Source organism: Pseudomonas marginalis, from assembly GCF_900105325.1.
GTDB lineage: Bacteria > Pseudomonadota > Gammaproteobacteria > Pseudomonadales > Pseudomonadaceae > Aquipseudomonas > Aquipseudomonas marginalis.
In genome coordinates this window covers 266,075-285,867 of record NZ_FNSU01000002.1, presented here as the reverse complement: position 1 = coordinate 285,867, position 19,793 = coordinate 266,075, and the positions used below count along the sequence as shown (strand labels likewise).

The 19,793-nt window shown below is 56.8% G+C and carries 19 protein-coding genes and 5 pseudogenes; 8 read left to right on the top strand and 16 right to left on the bottom strand.

Translation table 11 applies throughout. The features are described from left to right. Positions 1-38: 38 nt before the first annotated feature. The 11 genes and pseudogenes from BLW22_RS34965 to BLW22_RS08860 all read right to left on the bottom strand — a co-directional run. Positions 39-283: pseudogene (locus BLW22_RS34965) on the bottom strand (amino acid ABC transporter permease); the annotation flags it as partial. A gap of 98 nt (positions 284-381) precedes the next feature. After that, entirely contained in the window at positions 382-1,560 is a 1,179-nt protein-coding gene (locus BLW22_RS08905; RefSeq protein WP_065926042.1) for a M20 aminoacylase family protein, read from the bottom strand. A gap of 180 nt (positions 1,561-1,740) precedes the next feature. Continuing rightward, the gene (locus tag BLW22_RS08900; RefSeq protein WP_065926041.1) at positions 1,741-2,244 is read right to left on the bottom strand and encodes an Lrp/AsnC family transcriptional regulator; all 504 of its coding nucleotides are present in this window, start codon (positions 2,242-2,244) and stop codon (positions 1,741-1,743) included. A gap of 12 nt (positions 2,245-2,256) precedes the next feature. Next, complete coding sequence (locus BLW22_RS08895) at positions 2,257-3,018, bottom strand: ABC transporter ATP-binding protein (RefSeq protein ID WP_065926040.1); 762 nt, start codon at positions 3,016-3,018, stop codon at positions 2,257-2,259. 52 nt (positions 3,019-3,070) lie between these two features. After that, entirely contained in the window at positions 3,071-3,781 is a 711-nt protein-coding gene (locus tag BLW22_RS08890; protein WP_065926039.1) for an ABC transporter permease, read from the bottom strand. Then, positions 3,778-4,506: an ABC transporter permease gene (locus BLW22_RS08885; RefSeq protein WP_065926136.1), complete on the bottom strand. Its 729-nt coding sequence runs from the start codon at positions 4,504-4,506 to the stop codon at positions 3,778-3,780. The genes BLW22_RS08890 and BLW22_RS08885 overlap by 4 nt, the downstream gene beginning before the upstream one ends. A 52-nt stretch (positions 4,507-4,558) precedes the next feature. Next, positions 4,559-5,323 carry a transporter substrate-binding domain-containing protein gene (locus BLW22_RS08880; RefSeq protein ID WP_235865577.1) on the bottom strand — a complete coding sequence of 255 codons (765 nt, stop codon included), beginning with the start codon at positions 5,321-5,323 and terminating at the stop codon, positions 4,559-4,561. A 195-nt stretch (positions 5,324-5,518) separates the two neighbouring features. After that, positions 5,519-5,836, bottom strand: coding sequence for a DMT family transporter (locus BLW22_RS08875; RefSeq protein ID WP_065926037.1), 318 nt, complete (start codon positions 5,834-5,836; stop codon positions 5,519-5,521). A gap of 182 nt (positions 5,837-6,018) precedes the next feature. Next, positions 6,019-7,221 carry a trans-sulfuration enzyme family protein gene (locus BLW22_RS08870; protein ID WP_065947825.1) on the bottom strand — a complete coding sequence of 401 codons (1,203 nt, stop codon included), beginning with the start codon at positions 7,219-7,221 and terminating at the stop codon, positions 6,019-6,021. A gap of 407 nt (positions 7,222-7,628) precedes the next feature. After that, a pseudogene (locus BLW22_RS08865) lies at positions 7,629-8,923 on the bottom strand (tyrosine-type recombinase/integrase); the annotation flags it as partial. A 486-nt stretch (positions 8,924-9,409) separates the two neighbouring features. Continuing rightward, the gene (locus tag BLW22_RS08860; protein ID WP_170252186.1) at positions 9,410-10,003 is read right to left on the bottom strand and encodes a DCL family protein; all 594 of its coding nucleotides are present in this window, start codon (positions 10,001-10,003) and stop codon (positions 9,410-9,412) included. A 658-nt stretch (positions 10,004-10,661) separates the two neighbouring features. Between BLW22_RS08860 and BLW22_RS08855 the strand changes: the two genes are divergently transcribed. The 6 genes from BLW22_RS08855 (at position 10,662) to BLW22_RS08835 (ending at position 15,188) form a co-directional block, all read left to right on the top strand. Beyond that, positions 10,662-11,435, top strand: coding sequence for an SDR family oxidoreductase (locus BLW22_RS08855; protein WP_074845664.1), 774 nt, complete (start codon positions 10,662-10,664; stop codon positions 11,433-11,435). 151 nt (positions 11,436-11,586) lie between these two features. After that, positions 11,587-11,730, top strand: a complete 144-nt coding sequence (locus BLW22_RS35265) for a hypothetical protein (protein WP_235865573.1) — start codon at positions 11,587-11,589, stop codon at positions 11,728-11,730. After that, positions 11,709-11,855 (top strand): hypothetical protein, encoded by a 147-nt coding sequence (locus BLW22_RS35260; RefSeq protein WP_235865572.1) that lies wholly within the window; start codon positions 11,709-11,711, stop codon positions 11,853-11,855. Before BLW22_RS35265 ends, BLW22_RS35260 begins: the two co-directional genes overlap by 22 nt. A gap of 16 nt (positions 11,856-11,871) precedes the next feature. Further along, complete coding sequence (locus tag BLW22_RS08845) at positions 11,872-13,623, top strand: monovalent cation:proton antiporter-2 (CPA2) family protein (RefSeq protein WP_074845661.1); 1,752 nt, start codon at positions 11,872-11,874, stop codon at positions 13,621-13,623. A 34-nt stretch (positions 13,624-13,657) separates the two neighbouring features. Beyond that, positions 13,658-14,209 carry a DUF924 family protein gene (locus BLW22_RS08840; RefSeq protein ID WP_074845658.1) on the top strand — a complete coding sequence of 184 codons (552 nt, stop codon included), beginning with the start codon at positions 13,658-13,660 and terminating at the stop codon, positions 14,207-14,209. Between the two features lie 70 nt (positions 14,210-14,279). Next, positions 14,280-15,188: a LysR family transcriptional regulator gene (locus BLW22_RS08835; protein ID WP_074845655.1), complete on the top strand. Its 909-nt coding sequence runs from the start codon at positions 14,280-14,282 to the stop codon at positions 15,186-15,188. Between the two features lie 59 nt (positions 15,189-15,247). Here BLW22_RS08835 and BLW22_RS08830 read toward each other — a convergent pair. Next, positions 15,248-15,506, bottom strand: a pseudogene (locus BLW22_RS08830) (hotdog family protein); the annotation flags it as partial. A gap of 13 nt (positions 15,507-15,519) precedes the next feature. On the opposite strand from BLW22_RS08830, the pseudogene BLW22_RS36145 reads away from it, so the two are divergent. Both BLW22_RS36145 and BLW22_RS34405 read left to right on the top strand, forming a co-directional pair. Next, a pseudogene (locus tag BLW22_RS36145) lies at positions 15,520-15,667 on the top strand (RidA family protein); the annotation flags it as partial. Beyond that, positions 15,627-15,758: pseudogene (locus BLW22_RS34405) on the top strand (ABC transporter substrate-binding protein); the annotation flags it as partial. The pseudogenes BLW22_RS36145 and BLW22_RS34405, both read left to right, overlap by 41 nt. Positions 15,759-15,965: 207 nt before the next feature. On the opposite strand, the gene BLW22_RS08825 reads toward BLW22_RS34405, so the two are convergent. The 4 genes from BLW22_RS08825 to BLW22_RS08810 form a co-directional block, all read right to left on the bottom strand. Beyond that, positions 15,966-16,598, bottom strand: coding sequence for a TetR family transcriptional regulator (locus BLW22_RS08825; RefSeq protein ID WP_074845651.1), 633 nt, complete (start codon positions 16,596-16,598; stop codon positions 15,966-15,968). Between the two features lie 198 nt (positions 16,599-16,796). Then, complete coding sequence (locus tag BLW22_RS08820; RefSeq protein ID WP_074845648.1) at positions 16,797-18,233, bottom strand: NAD(P)(+) transhydrogenase (Re/Si-specific) subunit beta; 1,437 nt, start codon at positions 18,231-18,233, stop codon at positions 16,797-16,799. Continuing rightward, the gene (locus tag BLW22_RS08815; protein ID WP_003187010.1) at positions 18,233-18,556 is read right to left on the bottom strand and encodes an NAD(P) transhydrogenase subunit alpha part 2; all 324 of its coding nucleotides are present in this window, start codon (positions 18,554-18,556) and stop codon (positions 18,233-18,235) included. Before BLW22_RS08815 ends, BLW22_RS08820 begins: the two co-directional genes overlap by 1 nt. 15 nt (positions 18,557-18,571) lie before the next feature. After that, positions 18,572-19,693, bottom strand: a complete 1,122-nt coding sequence (locus BLW22_RS08810; RefSeq protein WP_074845645.1) for a Re/Si-specific NAD(P)(+) transhydrogenase subunit alpha — start codon at positions 19,691-19,693, stop codon at positions 18,572-18,574. Between the last annotated feature and the right edge of the window lie 100 nt (positions 19,694-19,793).

Genomic DNA, 19,793 nt, shown 5'->3' with positions numbered 1-19,793 from the left:
GGGGAAGCACACAGCATGATGGGACAGCTATCGAGTGGATAGGTGTCCGCTTCGGTGTAGTCGATCAGGTGTTGAGCGATGCCGAAACCTGCACTGCAATCAAGGAAGCTGAAGCCCGGGGTAAAGCCCACACTTCTGGAGGTTGGTCTGGGTACTGTCGAACAGAAACAAGCCGATTGCTACGATGGCAATAACGGCAATACTCTGGAATAGCCATGCACGCACTTTTGGGATCAGTCCAGACTGATCCACATGGGCGCGAGCCATCTGCAGGAGTTTGCATAGGACCCTCTCCATCAGCACGCTGGCAGAATACGATGGAGCAGGGTAAAGAAAAAATGGTGCTGGATCGGTTAGGTACTGCACCTGGTCTCGACCGACTCAAACCAGAAACTGTTCAACTAACCGAACCCAGTAACTAGCCCCAGTCCCCAGGCAGTCATCGTTGAAGTCGTAGCCTGCGTTATGCACCATGCACCCCCCCTCCCCATCACCATTACCGATAAAGAGATAGCTGCCAGGACAATGCTCAAGCATCACTGCAAAATCTTCACTGGCAGCGATGGGTGCCATGTCTTGAATCACCCCTTCTTCTCCCAACCAATCTACAGCGACCTGACGGGCAAACGCAGTAAGCTGAGGATCATTTATCAGGGGCGGCAATGATTCTCCCCTATCAACCTCCACACTGACACTGGCGCCGAAGCTAAGCGCCTGAGCTTGGGCAACCTGAACAATCCGCTTGAGAAGGTCAGCTCGAACGTTAGGCTTCAAAGCGCGAACGCATAGTTGGAGTACCGCATGCCCCGGAATAACGTTGGGCGCTTCACCAGAATGAAAGGAACCCACAGTGATAACCGCCATCTCCAGAGGATCCGTATTGCGCGACACAATACTTTGCAGCGCCATGACAATTGCCCCTCCAGTAAGTATGGGGTCAATGGCTTTATGTGGCATTCCTCCATGCCCACCCATACCATCAATTCGAATTTCAACAGTATCAGTAGAGGCCATGAACGGCCCGGCCCGAAAACCCAACTTCCCTACTGGCAACCCAGGCATGTTGTGCATGCCGAACAACGCATTACAGGGAAATCGCTCCAGGAGACCATCATCCAGCATTTTCTGCGCGCCCCCATCGCTTTCTTCGGCAGGCTGAAAGATGACCACCAGCGTACCGTCGAACTGCCGGCTGTTGGCTAGGTGCTTCGCGGCAGCCAGCAGCATTGCAGTATGGCCGTCATGACCACAGGCATGCATGGCACCTGGATGCTGGCTCGCATACGGCAATCCAGTCTGCTCCAGAATCGGCAACGCATCCATATCTGCCCGAATACCAATGATCTTACGTCCACAACCATGCTGCAAACGCCCTACGACACCGGTCCCCCCAAAACCACGATGCACCTCAAATCCCCACGACTGGAGCTTGGCAGCAACCAGATCTGAGGTTTTGAACTCCTTAAGGCTGAGCTCCGGATAAGCATGAAGATGGCGGCGCAACTCAATCATTTCAGCTTCAATGGCACGGATACCAGGCAGCATGGGTCGAACGATCATGGACTTCACCCGTTTCAGAGAAGGGAGGCTCGCCTGCAAAGTGCGAGAATATAAAATTTCTTCAACGTTAAGTGCTGCGAGCTCTGCCCAATCATAGGGAGGCAGAAAGCAGTACTTTATGACTGAACTTCTGATTGGCAATCATCATGGTTTATCCATAGGCTTGGAGTGTTGTAATTGTTATTCGATACCAAGGTGCGTCGATGAAGGCTTGATGACGGCCAACTCTGGATAGGCCGCCAGTTTCTCGATATACAGCTCAGCACTTTCCAACCAACGTTCAGTGAGCGAGCGGAAATGCCCCATATCCCGGCAACGCATGCGTAGACAGTAATCAAGCGCACCACTGATGAGCTGGCACTCAATGACTTGCGGGCAAGCAACGGCTACGGCTTCAAACGCCTTTTGCCCGCAGAGCCCCTTGCCATCAGCCAATCCAACCAGCACCAGCAGAGATAAACCAGGTGAGAGCTTGTGCTCGTCGATGAAGGCCCCATAGCCACGGATGACCCCTAGCCTTTCCAGCTTACGTACACGTTGCTGGCAAGGGCTCTCACTCAGGTTCACCAATGAGGCGAGTTTTTTATAAGTGATACGCCCGTTATGGCGCAGCACATCAACGATCGCCTCGTCGATACGCCCCAACGTTGCAACAGCCATCTGGGTTTCACTTGCAGTTTTCATACAGAAGGTTTTTCACTTCAGCCCATTAGACAAAAATTGTTGCAGACGCTCACTGCGCGGGTTATCCAGGATCTCCGGCCCGCCTTGCTCTTCGACAAGCCCCTGATGAAGAAACAGCAGTTGGTTCGAAACCTTGCGGGCAAATCCCATTTCATGGGTCACCATGATCATGGTCCGCCCTTCTTCTGCGAGCCCTTGGATGACTTTCAACACTTCGCCCACCACTTCAGGGTCCAGCGCAGACGTAGGCTCGTCGAACAGCATGACTTCAGGCTCCATCGCAAGTGCGCGAGCAATGGCCACCCGTTGCTGTTGCCCCCCGGACAGAAACGCTGGGAATTGATCGGCAACACGGGCAGGCAGTCCCACCTTTTCCAAGTATCGCCGGGCACGATCTTCCGCATCTTTTTTGCTCACACCCAGCACCCGCCGAGGAGCAATGGTGATGTTGTCCAACACGGTCAGGTGGCCCCACAGGTTGAAGTGCTGGAACACCATGGCCAGGCGGGTGCGCAATCGTTGCAATTCACGGTCATCCGCCACGCGCAGCCCCAAATGGTTTTTGACCATGCAGATCGGTTTGCCATCCAGACTCATGGCACCGTCGTTGGGTGTTTCGAGAAAATTAATGCAGCGCAGGAACGTACTCTTTCCAGAGCCACTGGCGCCGATCAGGCTGATCACGTCGCCTGTTTTGGCATGCAGGGATACGCCCTTGAGCACTTCATGGCTACCGTAACTTTTGTGTAGCCCTTCAACAGTCAATTTGTACATGTTTGCAGTCATCCTCTAACGCGGATTGGAGCAGCAGTGTCAGCTACTGGGCTCAGTGAGTCGGACCAAGAAAAGCCAACCAGTGACGCTCGGCGATTCGAAACAGGCCGACCAGGGCAAAGGTCACCGCCAGGTAAATCAATGCCGCAATCCCAAACGATTGAAAGGTCAAGAAGGTCGCGGAGTTCGCGTCGCGGGCGACTTTAAGAATGTCCGGCACCGTTGCGGTGAATGCCACCGTGGTCGAGTGCAGCATCAGGATGACTTCGTTGCTGTAATACGGCAGCGAGCGACGCAAGGCTGATGGCATGATCACAAACGCATAGAGCTTCCAACCTGAGAGGCCATAAGCTTTCGCAGCCTCAACCTCGCCATGGGCAATGTTGCGAATTGCCCCTGCAAATATCTCCGTGGTGTAGGCGCAAGTATTCAGGGCAAAAGCAAGAATGGTGCAATTCATCGCATCGCGAAAAAACGCATCAAGCACAGGTTGTGTTCGTATGGCAGCCAGGCTGTAGATCCCCGTGTAGCAGATCAACAACTGAATGTAGAGCGGCGTCCCCCGGAACAGATAGGTGTAGAACTGCACCGGCCAGCGCACATAAAACCTGGGCGACACTCGAGCGATGGACAGCGGAATCGACACAATAAAGCCGATGAACAGTGAGGCACTGAGCAGCCACAAGGTCATGGCCAGCCCGGTTATTTGCTGACCATCGCTGTAGAAGAAAGGCCTCCAGTACTCCTGTAGAAGTTCAATCATCGCACCGCCTCCCTTGAACCTGCTGCGTAGTGCCTTTCCAGGTAGCGCAGTACAACATTGGAGAGGCTGGTGATGACCAGGTACGTCAAGGCAGCGAGCACCAGGAAAAAGAACAACTGGTAGGTGCTTTTCCCCGCATCCTGGGCGGCTTTTACCAGGTCAGCCAAGCCAATGATCGAGACCAGTGCAGTGGCCTTGAGAATGACCATCCAGTTGTTGCCAAGCCCAGGCAAAGCGAACCGCATCATTTGCGGGAACATCACGAAGCGAAAACGCTGAGTACGGCTTAACCCATAAGCCGTGGCCGCTTCGACCTGGCCGCGAGGGACTGCCAGCATCGCGCCGCGGAAGGTCTCGGTGAAATAAGCACCGTAGATGAAGCCAAGGGTGATAACCCCCGCGACAAAGGGGTTGATCTCTATGTATTCCCACCCCAGAGCCACTGTAATCAGGGTCAGCCAGGTTTGCAGGCTGTAGAAAATCAATAACATCAGTACCAGATCCGGCACCCCCCGGATCAGTGTGGTGTAGAGCTGCGCTGGCAGACGTAGTAGCTTGAGGCTGGACAGTTTGGCGCTGGCCCCGATCAGCCCCAGCAGCACACTCAGCGCCAGGGAAGAAAGGGACAGCTTGACGGTCATCCAGGCGCCTTCGAGCAGTAAAGGGCCAAACCCCTTCAGGCTGAATGCAGAGAGCCCCAGCACGCCTAATAGTGTGTCGAACATGATCAGCAACCTATAGCGAAAAGCGCCCATCCAGGGGGTGAGCGCCGGGTGGTTATTTGCCGCTGTAAAGATTCAGATCGCCGAAGTGCTGCTTCTGGATCGAATCGTAGGTGCCATCTTCGTGCAGGGCCTGGATCGCTTTATCGAGCAATGCCTTGAGTTCCACGTTGCCCTTGGCAACGCCGATGGCGGTTTTGGAGGGAAGATAAGGGCTCTCGACGGACGGGCTGATTTCGTAATCGGCACCCTGCGGCGAGTTGAGAAAACCTAACTGGGCCTGTAATGCGTCCTGCAGGGATCCATCCAGCCGCCCCGCTACGAGGTCGTAATACACTTGGTCCTGGTTCTGATAGGACTGAATTTTAACGCCTGCTTTATCCAGAACAGCTTTTGCATAGGCTTCCTGGATGCTGCCCTGGAAGTAGCCGACCGTTTTACCCTTGAGTGACGCTACGTCTGCGTTGAGGCCCGAACCTTTTTTGAACACGTAGGCCGTGAACCCAGAAAACAATTCATTTGAAAAGTCGATGGCTTTTGCGCGCGTTGGCGTCACTGTCATGGATGAGAGAATACCATCGAACTTACCAGCTCTGAGGCCTGGGATCAGACCGTCAAAATCGCTCTCGACCCAGATGCATTTAACTTGAAGTTTGGCGCAAATCGAATTACCCAAATCAATGTCAAACCCCTTGAGGCTGCCATCAGCCGCTTTCGACTCGAAGGGCGCGTAGTTAGCATCCACGCCAAAGCGCAGGATTGTGTAATCTTTGGCCCACGCCACATTCAAACACAGTGGAAAGAGCGCGATAAAACACATTTTTCTTAGCGAGTTCATATGTACATCCCTAGGTATTGTAATTGGATTCAAGGGCAGTAAAAATTCTATAGCTGAACACATAGCTCCGTAAGTTATTATTATGAGGCGATCGCCTTATTACCAACACTACATTGGCAATGCCACTTCAGAGAATATGGCAAACTGATCAATTTCATGAGCAAAATGCTCGAAAATTTATGTCGAAGCCACTTTCATCATCACCAAACCGGAAACAATTAAAATCGCGGCAGCCACTCGCAGAATACTGGCTGGCTCTCCGAGAAAAGCAATGCCAACTAAAAAAGCGCCAACCGCCCCGATACCCGTCCAGATCGTATAAGCGGTGCCTAGCGGAAGACTTTTCATCGAGAAGGAGAGCAGCGCAAAGCTGGCTACCACCATAACCAAAGTCACAATGGTGGGTACTACGCGTGTAAAGCCCTCAGATTGTTTCATTGAAAACGCCCAAACCACTTCGAGCAGCCCAGCAACAATCAAGCTTATCCAAGCCACAATTAATCCCCCTAAGCCCCGTTAACTAAAAATCACCTTTCTCGTTTCAGGCAAGATTCGGCAACACATGCGAAAACTTATCTAAAATTAAAAAGACCCCCGCATGTACGGGGGTAAAGACGGGTTGACCAAACCCTGTGCGTGATACTGTAAGACAAAAACCAATAATCAAATTTGCCAGGTCATTTGAACGTTTCATCCAAGGCAAGGCAAATATCTTTAATCAGATCATCTGCGTCCTCAAGCCCCACCGATAAACGCAAGTGGCCGTACTCCTGAAATTCCTTGGGATACTTGTCAAAGCCGCCACGGCCCTCAGCGCCTACATGAACAATGAGCGTCTCATCATGGCCCAGTGAAACGGCAGACGTAATAATGCGCAAGTTAGAAACAAAGCGATTTTGGGTGTCTGGATCACCTTTCACTGCGAAGGCCATCATTGCCCCAAAACCACGACCGGCAAATTGCCGCTGAGCTAATTCATGCTGCGGATGAGAGGCAAGCCCGGGGTAATAAACATAGGCAATACGGTCATCTGACTCGAGATACACAGCCAGTTTTTCCGCATTGCTCAGGTGCTGCTTCAAACGCAAAGGCAGGGTGACTGAGCCCCGCATGATTAACCAGGCATTGAACGGCGAGATGGTTGCCCCAAGGTCAACCAGTGCATCGTGCTTGATGTGATTCATCATCTTGGTAGAACCCAAGACCACACCGCCCATCGAGTCACCATGACCGTTAATGTATTTGGTCAACGAATGAACAACCAGGTCTACACCATGCTCACTGGCACGGAAAAAAGGTGGCGGTGTAAACGTCGCATCTACAGAGATCAACGCGCCCTGAGCGTGCGCAATCTCGGCCAAGGCAGCAATGTCCGCGACCTTGGTCGTAGGATTCGCGATCGTTTCAGTGTGAAGCAGCTTTGTATTGGGCCTGAATGCCTGCCGGACAGCGTCCAGATCGCCCATATCTACAAACGTTGCTTCAATACCATAGCGCTCAGGCAGAAGCTCGGCGAACAACCGCCATACGGCTTCATAGGTGACATCACTCACAAGGACATGGTCACCACTTTTCAAAAATGTAAAAAACACTGCATGCAACGCAGCTACGCCGGTTGCAAACACAACACTAGACTCAGTCCCCTCAAGTGCTGCGAGCTTTTTCTCCAGGCACACTTGGTTGTGCCCTTGGTTACGGGTATACACAAGGCCATCTGGGCTGGACCAATCCATTGTCGAAGGATCCTCCGGCAGTAGATAGGAGTTGGCCATGACTAATGGCGTACGCACCGCGCCGGTCGTCGCGTCGATTACGTTACCCCCATGAACAGCCAGTGTGGCTGCAGATAGCGTGGTCAGATTTTTCTTGTCAGGACGCATGGGTCTATTCCTCCAAAGGGCATTGTCGTTGTGCTTGTTCAATTTTGAAGTGGAGTACCTGAGTGGCGGAGAGCCTGATCAACAGGGACCAAATCCTGGTTCTCATCGAATACCAGTGCCCCTGATTCAATCCCACGCACACGGCCACGTACCATGTACCAACCGACTACCAGCACCGCGGCGTAGATGGGCAGCGAAGCAATTGAATACGTCCCAACGGGATAATCCATCGCAATCAGTACCAGCACCAAACCAAAGAAAATAAGCGTGGCGTAACCACTGTACGGAGCGAAAGGCATACGAAACTGCGGTCGTTCCAACTCCCCAAGCTGGGCATACTTGAAAAGCTTGATTTGGCACAAAATGATCGTTGACCATGAACCATTTCCCTTAGAGTTTTCCAGTAAGGGCAGCGAGGCTGCGCCCTCCAAACGAATAGTCAGCGGAGAGCTTGCTGCTTTCGGCTTACCCTGCCCCCAAAGGTCCAATCTATTCGCCCAATCCTGCATCATGGTCCGACGTTGCTCGACGTATTCCGCGTGGTTGTAGGCCGCACTCACCTTGCCTGAATCGGCATGAGAAAGCTGCGCATCAACCCATACCTTGGGGTAGCCAATCTCGTTAAGCGCCGTCGAAATCGTGGCCCTCATCCCATGCCCGGTGAGTTGATCGGCATACCCCATTCGACGCAACGCCCCATTCAAGGTGTTCTCGCTAATGCGCTTGCTTAGGTCTCTCCGGTGCGCTAACAAATAACACTGCGCGGGGACAACTTGACTCAGCATCTCGCGCACGATTTCAAGCGCCTGGACCGACAATGGCACGATGTAAGGCGGTATGTTTGAGGTCTGCTTCCCCGCCCTGCGCATCCCCATCTGAAGCTGTTTCACCACTTCCGGCGGGATGATCCACAACCGCTGCTTTAGATCAAACTGGTCGGGCGTCGACAAGCGCAACTCGCCGGTACGCACCCCCGTTAGCAGCAACAAGCGAAGACCTAGGCGTGTTTGGTTCGCACCACCGTAATCTCGAAGCGCGGCCAGCAATGTAGGCAGCTCGTCCATACGAAGAAAGGGATTATGTGCGACAGGGGGTTTCGGAAGCGCTACCACATCAAGGTCCGACGCAGGATTCTGGTCAAGCCCCTCCACCTTCACCAGGGCATAGCGGACAATTGCTTGAACCAGGTCCGACATTTTTCCGCTGTCGTTAACGCCTTGCGTTGTTCGATTCCGCTCAGGAGGTGCATCAGGTCGTGGCGATTGATGCCGTAGATGGACCGCCTGCCGAGCGTTGGCAGGAGGTCTTTTTTGAAGATTCTCAATATCTGCGAGAGTGTGCTCTGGCGCCCCTCCTTCAGGCTCAGCATGCGGAACTCCACCCACTGATTGAACACGGCCTCGAAGGTATGCTCTGCCGCAAAACGAACAGCACGGCGCTGTTGCTTACGGTGCTCATAGGGATTGATGCCTTGGGCGACCAAGGCTCGCGCCTCGTCACGTCGGGCACGGGCTTCTTTGAGGGAGATTTGTGGGTAACAACCCAAGGACATGCGCTTCTGCTTGCCTGCCCAGTAGTAACGGAAGAGCCAGACTTTGCCGCCTCTGGCCGTAACATTGAGAGTGAGACCATCACTGTCACCGAGGGTGTAGCCATTACCGGTGATTCGGGCATGCCGAACTGTCATTTCTGAGAGTGCCATCGCGAGCTCCTGAACAGAGTCAGGGCCAGATACTCATCTCGCTGCGCAAACTGCTCCAGCAACAAACCGATTCAGGGCATGTCCGGATTCTGGACTTAATCCTGGACTTAAACGCACCGGATAGTACTGGATTTCAGTGGTTCCCGCCGGAACGAAAAAAAGGGCCTAAAGGCCCTGATTTCAATCACTTACAGAATTCAGTGGAACTCTGTAGCGCAATATTTGGAGCGGGAAACGAGACTCTTATCCGGCGTCCGACTCATTGAAGTCTATAGGGTTTCTGTTATTCCTGAAGCAGGAATGGACTTGATTCTGGACTTGTTTTAAAGCTGTATCAAGAGCAAGAGCGGTCGTAATTCCAAGCCAAGCTGTCGAGATCTATTGACAGCCAATCGGGGGAGCAGTCATTCAGCCAACGGCCCTGTTTCGCTGGATTGGCTCGGAGCCACATACCGCCGAAAGAAGTGCAACCCCATCCTCCAACCTTCACCGTAAATCGATTTCTTCTCCCCCGCCATAAATCCTACCGGCATGGCGCCCTCCTTTCGCGACGTTGGTAGCTTTCAGCAAAGGCTGAAGTTCCGCATAAAGACGATGGTACTGCACAAAGGCAGACGAGATATTTTGATCAACCAACGCCAGTTTTTCTCCGTTTCCAAACGTTTCAAGCTTAGTTAGGTCGACCTTACGATCTTGGCAAAATCGCTCTAGCAGCATCCAAAACGGCTCCTTGTGATCGATGTGCAAATCTTTTCGCTGCGTGATGATCACTCCGCTCGCCGCACACGTTACAGGCAGACCAAGCGCATCGCGAAACGCGACCAATTGCGGGCGCACTGCAAACCTCAATGCTTCGCATACCTTGCCATGGGGAGATTGAACGACGCCTGTGATACACCGTTTGTAGGAAAAGGTATCTTCACTGCCATCCACGCGGACGAGCCAGATCCCCTTCCCCGCCCCCAATGCATTTCTCTCGATCCTGAAGTGGTCAATTCCGACGCCAATTTTTCTGTCCGCGTCCGGATGCATCGCAAGCAACAGGTGTAGTTTTTTGACTGCAAGCTTATTGGTGATCACGCCTGCTGGTGCTTTTTGTAGATAATCCTAGAGCCTATCCAAAAGCTCTTTTTTTGATTTGTACTCGAATGGCCCCAGCCAGAACATTCAGAAGCCTCCCTACCTCATCAGTAAACTCAAAGCCGCAACCGCAGGGCAACGCCTCCAAGACCCACCAGAATATCTGCAGCTATAAATGAAACCTTAGGCCAACGTCTTGCAGCACTTGTCAAACTGCGAGTACCACATTTTTCCCCGAATATTGTTTAGGCGAATTCAAAGCCCAGCGCAGTGAGCACTTCTGCTTGCACAGGTTTGAGCCTTTTCACCGCCCAGATGAGCACGTGGTGCGACCGTGAACTCGCCATATACGCAGACCTGGCCGCCTCAGATGTTGGATCTTCCAGCCATTGGTGTCCACCACCCGGACGCGAGGAAACCACCACGGTTGCACACGTCGCTGAGCTCAAGTTAAAACTCTGGTCCACTTCGCCAAATCAATCAGATTGAGAATGCACTGGCCACAACGGACACCAGATGGCGCGGCCCTCGACGGCAATGTTTGAGCAACCGTACGATTAGGCGGATTCTATGGATAATCCATCCAGCCAAGCCTGATTTATCCAACGCATATGGGCGCCTATGCTGAAACTCCTTCCACCCGTGCAGGAGATTTCCCATGGCAGACCATTCCATCAAGGGCAAGGTAGTACTGATCGCAGGCGGAGCCAAGAACCTTGGCGGCCTCATCGCTCGCGACCTGGCCGCGCAAGGCGCCAAGGCCATCGCCATCCATTACAACAGCGCTTCCTCCCAGGCCGATGCCGATGCGACCGTCGCGGCCATTCAGGCCAGCGGTGCGCAAGCCGTCGCGTTGCAGGCTGATCTCACCACATCGGGTGCCGTCGAGAAGCTATTTGCCGATGCCATCAGCGCTGTAGGCAAGCCGGACATCGCTATCAACACCGTCGGCAAGGTGCTCAAGAAACCCATGGCCGAGATAACTGAGGCCGAATACGACGAGATGACGGCGGTCAATTCCAAGACCGCCTTCTTCTTCCTCAAGGAAGCCGGCAAGAACCTGAACGACAACGGCAAGATCTGCACCGTGGTCACCTCGCTGCTAGGCGCGTTCACTCCGTTCTACGCCGCTTATGCCGGTACCAAGGCACCGGTCGAGCACTACACCCGCGCAGCGTCCAAGGAGTTGGGTGCGCGGGGCATCTCAGTGACTGCGGTCGGCCCCGGCCCGATGGACACGCCGTTCTTCTACCCGGCCGAAGGCGCCGATGCCGTGGCGTACCACAAGACGGCTGCCGCGCTCTCGTCGTCCAGCAAAACCGGCCTGACCGACATTGAGGATGTGGTGCCCTTCATTCGCCACCTGGTGAGCGACGGTTGGTGGATCACCGGCCAGACGATTCTCATCAATGGCGGCTACACCACCAAGTAAGGCACTCGGCCTATTCCTCGTCTCACCGGAAGCTCGCTGGATGACGGGCACCACCAGCTTCATCAATGGCGGAATTATTTCGCCGATCGATTGACGGGTTGAGGGAGAAGACGCCCGGATTGAAGCCCATCAACGGACGAGGAAAATCGAAATGCATGTGCTGATGGTAATAGGCGGTGGGTTGGTTCTTTTGGGCGTCTTCGTCCTGTTCGGCTGGCTCTGGGGCGCGAGCACCTTAGGCATGGTGCTGGCGGCAAAGGTATTCGTGCCGGTGTGCTGCTGGTGGCGGGTGTGAACATGTGGGTGGGCGTCAGCCATGCGGGCTACAGCGCGCGCGAGGAGTTTCCAATCCTGCTGCTGGTCTTTGCACTGCCTGTCATCGCGGCCGCTATTGCGGCCTGGCAGTTGGCACGCAGCTGACTTTGAGGAACCTAACATGTCGATCGAAGGCAGTGCGGGTGACCTGACCAAGGTCGTAACCTTGCTAGGTGCGGCGGTGGTGGCCGTGCCGCTGTTCAAGCGCCTGGGCCTGGGCTCGGTGTTGGGCTATCTGACAGCGGGTCTGGCGATCGGTCCGTTCGGACTGGGGCTTTTCAGCGATCCGCAAACCATCCTGCACACCGCCGAACTCGGGGTCGTGATGTTCCTTTTCGTCATCGGCCTAGAGATGCGGCCCTCCCATCTGTGGAGCATGCGGCGCGACATCTTCGGCCTGGGCAGTTTGCAGATCCTGGTCTGCGGCCTGCTGCTGACCGGAGTGGGCGTGGCTTTCGGTTTCTCGCTGGCGGTATCCTTCGTCAGCGGCATGGGCTTTGTGCTCACCTCCACCGCGATCGTCATGCAACTGCTGGGCGAACGCGGCGACATCGCGGCCCCGCGTGGCCAGAAAATAGTGGCCATCCTGCTGTTCGAGGACCTGCTGATCGTGCCGCTATTGGCGCTGGTGGCGTTCATCGCCCCCATTGATCCATCCGCGCCGGCGGCCGGATCACGCTGGATTGGCATCGCCGTCGCGGCCGGCGCGCTGGCGGCACTGGTTGGGGCAGGCATCTGGCTGCTCAACCCGTTATTTCGCATCCTGGCCAACGCCAAAGCCCGCGAGGTGATGACCGCAGCCGCCCTGCTCGTGGTGCTGGGCGCGGCACTGCTCATGCAACTGGGTGGCCTGTCCATGGCCATGGGGGCCTTTCTGGCTGGCGTGCTGCTGTCCGAATCGACGTTTCGCCACCAACTCGAGGCCGACATCGAACCCTTCCGCGGCTTGCTGCTGGGCCTGTTCTTCCTTGGCGTGGGCATGTCACTGGACCTGGCCGCGGTGGGGCGTAACTGGCCCATCATCGTGGCTGGCGTGCTCGCGATGATGGTGATCAAGAGCACGTGCATCTACGGCGTGGCACGGCTGGCGAAAAGTTCCCACGCCGACGCCCTGGATCGCGCCGTGCTGATGGCCCAGGGCGGCGAGTTCGCGTTTGTGCTCTTCGCTGCCGCGCTGGCCAACCGCGTGATCGATCCGACAGTCAACGCCAACATGACGGCCATTATCGTGCTGTCCATGGCGCTGACCCCGATGGCGGTGATCGCACACCGGCGATGGGGGCCGAGGACAGGGGTTTCCATGGAAGTCGCGCAGGCGCCCGACGCACTGGCCGGCAGCGTGCTCATCGTCGGTTTCGGTCGCTTCGGTCAGATCGCGAGCCAGCATGTGTTGGCGCTGGGGGCCGACATTTCCATCATCGACCATGACCCCCAGGTGGCGCGGGACGCCAGTGACTTCGGCTTCAAGGTGTACTACGGCGACGGCACGCGCGCCGATGTATTGCATGCCGCCGGCGCGCACCATGCCCGGGCCATCCTGGTGTGCGTGGACGATGCGCGGGCCGCCACGCGGATCGTCGAACAGGCCAAGGCGGCGTTCCCCCATGCTCGGGTGCTTGCGCGCGCGCACGACCGCGAACACGCCATCGAACTGATCAAGGCCGATGTGGACTACCAGGTCCGCGTCACCTTCGAATCGGCCATGGCTTTTGGCCGCGAAGCCTCAATGGCGCTCGGCGCGACGCCCGAGGCGTCCGAAGCACTCGCGGCCCAGGTGCGCCGCACGGACGCCGAGCGCCTCGCCATGGAGGTATCGGGCGGCATCTATGCCGGCAAATCCCTGATTCAGGGCAATGCGCAACCGAAGGGCTGATGCGATGGCGATAGTCCCTTCTCGACACCCGGCGATGCCGCTGAAGACCGGCGAACGCGCGACCGACGTGGTCCAATTCTGGCGGGAAGTCGGCGCAGAGCGGTGGTTTGACAAGGACCCGGCCTTGGATCAGCACTTTCGCGAACGCTTTCTGGACCTGCACCTGGCGGCGGCCCGACGCGAGGTCGACCACTGGATCGGTGAACCGGAAGCTGCGCTGGCGCTGATGATCCTACTCGACCAATTCCCGCGAAATGCTTTCCGCGGCACTGGCCACATGTACGCGACCGACCCACTGGCGCGGCACTTCGCACGCATCGCGCATTCGCAACGGCATATGGACGCCGTTGATCCGGAACTGCGTTTGTTCTTCTGCCTGCCCTTCGCGCATTCGGAAGACATCGCCGACCAGGACGTGTCCGTGGCACTCAACACCCGGCTGGGGCCAACCGGCCGCTCCCATGCCGAAGGCCATCGCGACATCATCCGCCGTTTCGGCCGTTTTCCGCACCGCAATCCGCTACTGTTGCGCCAGACCACGATGGCGGAGCAAATCTTTCTGGATCAGGGAGGGTTCGCGGGGTGATCATCCTACCGTCCCACGGATGCCGATTCCGCGTCCGGGATTGGCACCGCTCCCAAGGTTGAATGCAGACATGGACAAACTCGATCAGTACCGCGTCTTCGTGCGCGTAGCCGAAATGGGCAGTTTCATCAAAGCCGCCCATGCGCTGGAATTGCCTCGCGCCACCGTTTCTGCCGCGATCCAGCAACTGGAGGAAAAGATCGGCGCCCGCCTGCTGAACCGCACGACGCGCCAGGTCCATCTGACAGCTGATGGCACACAGTTGCTCGAGCGCTTGCGTCCATTGCTGGCGGACGCCGAGGATGTCGAGCAATTGTTCCAGAGCAGCCAGCGGCAAGTGGCTGGCCAGCTCAGGATCGATGCGCCCAGCCGCATTGCGCGACGCCTAATCGCGCCGGCGTTGCCGGGTCTGCTGCGCCGCTATCCTCGGCTGCAGTTGGCACTCGGCTCTGCCGATCGCGCCATCGACCTGGTGCAGGAAGGCGTCGACTGCGCGGTACGTGTGGGGACCCTGCAGGACTGCAGCCTGGCGGTGCGGCCGCTAGGGGCTATCGCCTTGATCAACTGCGCCAGCAAAGCCTACCTGCATGAATACGGCGTGCCGGAGCAGCCGAGGGACCTTGCCTCCGGGCACTGGGCAGTTGGCTACGCCTCTCCCACCACGGGGCGGCAGTTACCCTGGGAACACCCTCCTGCCGATGGGCAGGAGCAGACCAGTAACGTACCTAGCCGGGTCGTCGTCAACAATGCCGAGAGCTACATTGCCTGTTGCCGTTCCGGGCTCGGCCTGATCCAGATACCCCGCTTCGACGTAAAGCACCTGTTAGACAGCGGGGAGTTGGTCGAGGTCATGCCCGCGTTTCGTGCCGCCGCCATGCCCGTTTCCTTGCTGTATCCGCACCGGCGCCAGAGAACGCGTCGGCTAGGGGCATTCATCGAGTGGTTCGAGGACCTGATGAGGCCGCACCTCGAACCATGATGCGCGTTTGTACTCCAGGCGCAGATCACATTTGCATATCGCGGTTGCCCGCGACAAGGTCGAAACTTACCCCACGTATCTCCGACAATAGGAAACGCTCTATTACGCAGCGCGATCCGAAATGAGCCGCTACGCAGGACATAGTCCATGCGCCCTACATCAGCCAAGGTGAAGTACCGACCGTTAGTGACGTGTCGGTTGAAGTCGAGATCAAGTGGCCAAACTCGCATGCGGATGACGGTCGTCCGCCAGCCCGTCGACCCGTTTACGCCAGGGTCTACGGAACAGCAGAAGCAGAAGACGAAACCAGAGATTCATAGGTATACCGATGGTGTCAGTGCCGGCCCAGACAGACCTGTTATTCGTCAGCGGCTTGCTCGACGCCCCTGCACGACCCGCAAGCGCCAAAGGACTCGTTTGCCACCTATGGCGATACCGCGACCCAGCTGGCAAGAGTTTCCCAGCGGCTTGCCCCTGTTGGAGGCGCTCAACGTCGGCAATGTCGATCTTAGCGCCGACGTGGCCGATACAGTGCCGATCTTTTCCCAGGACGCTCAAGCCAAGCTGACTTAATCACCAGGATCTCCGTCCGCCAACGAAGCTCTTATCCCAAACTGTTCAAAGCCTAGATCGTCCAGGAATGCCTGCAACCCAGGGTAACCGGGCCCAGTGTCACCATCAGCCACGGCATCAAGTGCTGTCTTTTCACGTTCGCGATCACCAGCAGTGCCTGACGCCCTTGTCCAACTACCCTGCCCACTAACTACGGATTTGGCTTCACTTACGCAGGCTCGGACTCAGGCGAAGCATATCCAGACCCGCATCCACCCAGCGCTCGGCTCCTGCGTGTAGTTGAAAACTTTCGGGCGTCAATAGCCACTTATACAGTATGCCGTCGATGTAAGCGTGCAAGCTGATAGCTGCGCGGACCGTATCGAGATCTTCCGGCATCTGCCCCCGACTCTTCGCATTATTCAAGCTCCGCACTATTCGTGCCTTGCAATCAAGGCTGGCCGCTTGGCGCTGCCGAGCCAAGTGGAACGTTTCATCGATGAGTTCGCATTTATGAAAAAAAATTTCGTTGATGCGTCGGGTTTTTGGATTCGTACCAACTTGGTGAAACAAATGAATCAGCAGCCTCCGCAGACAGCCCATCGGATCCATTTCATCTTTGCTTTCACTGGTCTTGGTTACTTCCGCCAGCGGCTCATGCAGCGTATTGAGCATCGCCTGCACAAGATCCGCCTTGTTGCTGAAATGCCAATAAATAGCTCCGCGAGTGACGCCTGCAAGAGTCGCGATGCGCTCCAGCGTCGTACGTGCTAAGCCCTTTTCGTAAAAGGCTTTCTCTGCCGCTTCGAGTATCTGCCTACGGGTTTCCTGAGCATTTTCTTTGGTACGACGGACCATGGCAGTACAACCTCTATCAGGACTCTTCAACGACGTCTGAATTTGCGCTGAATAACACCGCAGCGAGATCTCAGCGGACTAGTTTTCGGCCAACACAGCATTAGGGAGACCTCAGGCCTCCCAAACTCATATCCGCGAAACTTACGGAGACTTACCGCTTGCCTAGCGGAAAGCTTCGTGCGACATGAAAAACTTGGCCTACTCCACCGCTTTGACCATGTCTTCAATAACCTTCTTGGCGTCACCGAACACCATCATGGTCTTGTCGAGATAGAACAGCTCGTTGTCCAGGCCCGCATAGCCGCTGGCCATCGAGCGCTTGTTGACGATGATGGTCTTGGCCTTGAACGCTTCGAGGATCGGCATGCCGGCAATCGGCGATTTCGGATCGTTCTTCGCCGCCGGGTTGACCACGTCGTTGGCGCCCAGCACCAGCACCACATCGGCCTGGCCGAACTCGGAGTTGATGTCCTCCATCTCGAACACCTGGTCGTAAGGCACTTCGGCCTCGGCCAGCAGGACGTTCATGTGTCCGGGCATGCGACCGGCCACCGGGTGGATCGCGTATTTAACGGTCACGCCACGGTGGGTCAGCTTCTCGGTCAGTTCCTTCAGCGCATGCTGTGCCCGTGCCACCGCCAGGCCGTAGCCTGGAACGATGATCACGGTGTCGGCGTTGGTCAGCAGGAAGGTGGCGTCGTCGGCCGAACCGGACTTCACCGGGCGTGCTTCTTTAGAACCCGCTGCAGCACCGGCATCCGGCGCATTGCCGAAACCACCGAGCAGTACATTAAAGAAGGAACGGTTCATCGCCTTGCACATGATGTACGACAGGATCGCGCCGCTGGAGCCCACCAGGGAGCCGGCGATGATCAGCATCGAGTTGTTCAGCGAGAAGCCGATCCCCGCTGCGGCCCAACCGGAATAACTGTTGAGCATCGAGACCACCACTGGCATGTCCGCGCCGCCGATCGGGATGATGATCAGCACACCCAGGACAAAAGCCAGGGCCAGCATCAAGGCGAACGCGCCGAGGTTGCCAGTGAACATGAAGGTCAGACCCAGGCCCAGCGTCGCCAGGCCCAGGATCAGGTTGAGCTTGTGCTGGCCGCCAAACTGTATCGGTGCGCCCTGGAACAGGCGGAACTTGTACTTGCCCGAGAGCTTGCCGAACGCGATCACCGAACCGGAGAAGGTGATTGCACCAATGGCTGCGCCGAGGAACAGTTCCAGGCGGTTACCGGCCGGAATCGAATCACCCAGTTGCTTGACGATGCCCAGGGATTGCGGCTCGACGACCGCCGCGATGGCAATGAACACCGCCGCCAGGCCGATCATGCTGTGCATGAATGCCACCAGCTCCGGCATCTTGGTCATCTCGACGCGCTTGGCCATGATCGAGCCGGCGGTACCGCCGACCAGCAGGCCGACGATGACGTAGCCGATGCCAGCAGTGGCCAGCTCAGCACCCAGCTTATAGATGAGGCCCACAGTGGTGAGCACCGCCAGCGCCATGCCGAGCATGCCGAACAGGTTGCCGCGACGGGAGGTGGTCGGGTGCGACAGGCCTTTGAGGGCCTGGATGAAGCAGATCGACGCGATCAGGTAGAGCGTCGTTACCAGGTTCATGCTCATTACTTGGGCGCCTCTTCTTTTACGGCTTTCGGGGCTTTTTTCTTGAACATCTCAAGCATGCGGCGCGTTACCAGGAAGCCACCGAACACGTTCACCGCGGCCAGGGCCACGGCGAGGGTGCCCATGGTCTTGCCCAGAGGCGTTACGGTCAGCGCGGCGGCGAGCATGGCGCCGACGATCACGATGGCCGAAATGGCGTTGGTCACCGCCATCAACGGCGTGTGCAGTGCGGGTGTTACGTTCCAGACCACGTGGTAACCGACATAAATCGCCAGCACGAAGATGATCAGGTTGTAGATACCGGGGGAGATAAGCTCTTCCATTGTCTGAATCCCTGCTTAGGCGTTTTTGCGGATGACTTGGCCGTCGCGGCACATCAGGCACGCGGCGACGATGTCGTCTTCCAGGTTCACGTCGAACTGACCTTCCTTGGTGAAGACCAGCTTCAGGAAGTCCAGCAGGTTGCGGGCGTACAGCGCCGAAGCATCGGCCGCGACTTCGCCTGCCAGGTTGGTCGGGCCGACGATGGTCACGCCGTTCTCGACGACCACTTGATCAGCCACGGTCAACGGGCAGTTGCCACCCTGGGCCGCTGCGAGGTCGATGACCACAGAGCCGGGTTTCATCTGCGCGACGGTTTCAGCACTTAGCAGCGTCGGTGCCTTGCGGCCCGGAATCAATGCGGTAGTGATAACAATGTCAGCTTGCTTGGCGCGCTCGTGCACGGCCTGGGCCTGACGCTGCATCCAACTGGCAGGCATGGGCCGGGCGTAGCCACCGACACCGACAGCGCATTCACGCTCTTCGTCGGTCTCGTAAGGCACGTCGACGAATTTGGCGCCGAGGGATTCGATCTGTTCCTTCACCGCAGGACGCACGTCCGAAGCCTCGATCACTGCACCCAGGCGCTTGGCCGTGGCAATCGCCTGCAACCCGGCCACGCCGGCGCCGAGAATCAGCACGCGCGCCGCTTTCACGGTACCCGCGGCGGTCATCAGCATCGGCATGAAGCGCGGATAGTAGTGAGCGGCCAGCAGCACGGAGTTGTAACCGGCAATGTTCGCTTGAGAGGACAGTACATCCAGGCTCTGGGCGCGGGAGGTACGTGGCGCAGCCTCAAGGGCGAAAGCGGTAATGCCGCGTTCGGCCAGCTTGGCGATGGTTTCGTTGTTGAACGGATTGAGCATGCCCACCAGCACGGTGCCGCTCTTGATCAGCGTCAGCTCGCTGTCGCTCGGGGCAACCACCTTGAGGATCAGTTCGGCGCCGAATGCATCACTGGCGCTGCCAATGGTTGCACCCACCGCCTCATAGGCACTGTCGATAACGCTGGCCTTGATACCGGCGCCGCTTTGGACGGTGACTTTATGGCCTTGGCCGATCAATTTCTTGATGGTTTCCGGGGTAGCAGCAACCCGTGTTTCACCCGGTTGGGTTTCGAGGGGAACACCAATGTGCACGTCAAATCTCCTCTATTGAAAGGAATGGTCGCGAGAGAGGAATATTGGAAAAGATGTGTGGTGGGCACGGCAGAGGACTGGGCCACCTAAGGTAGATGCC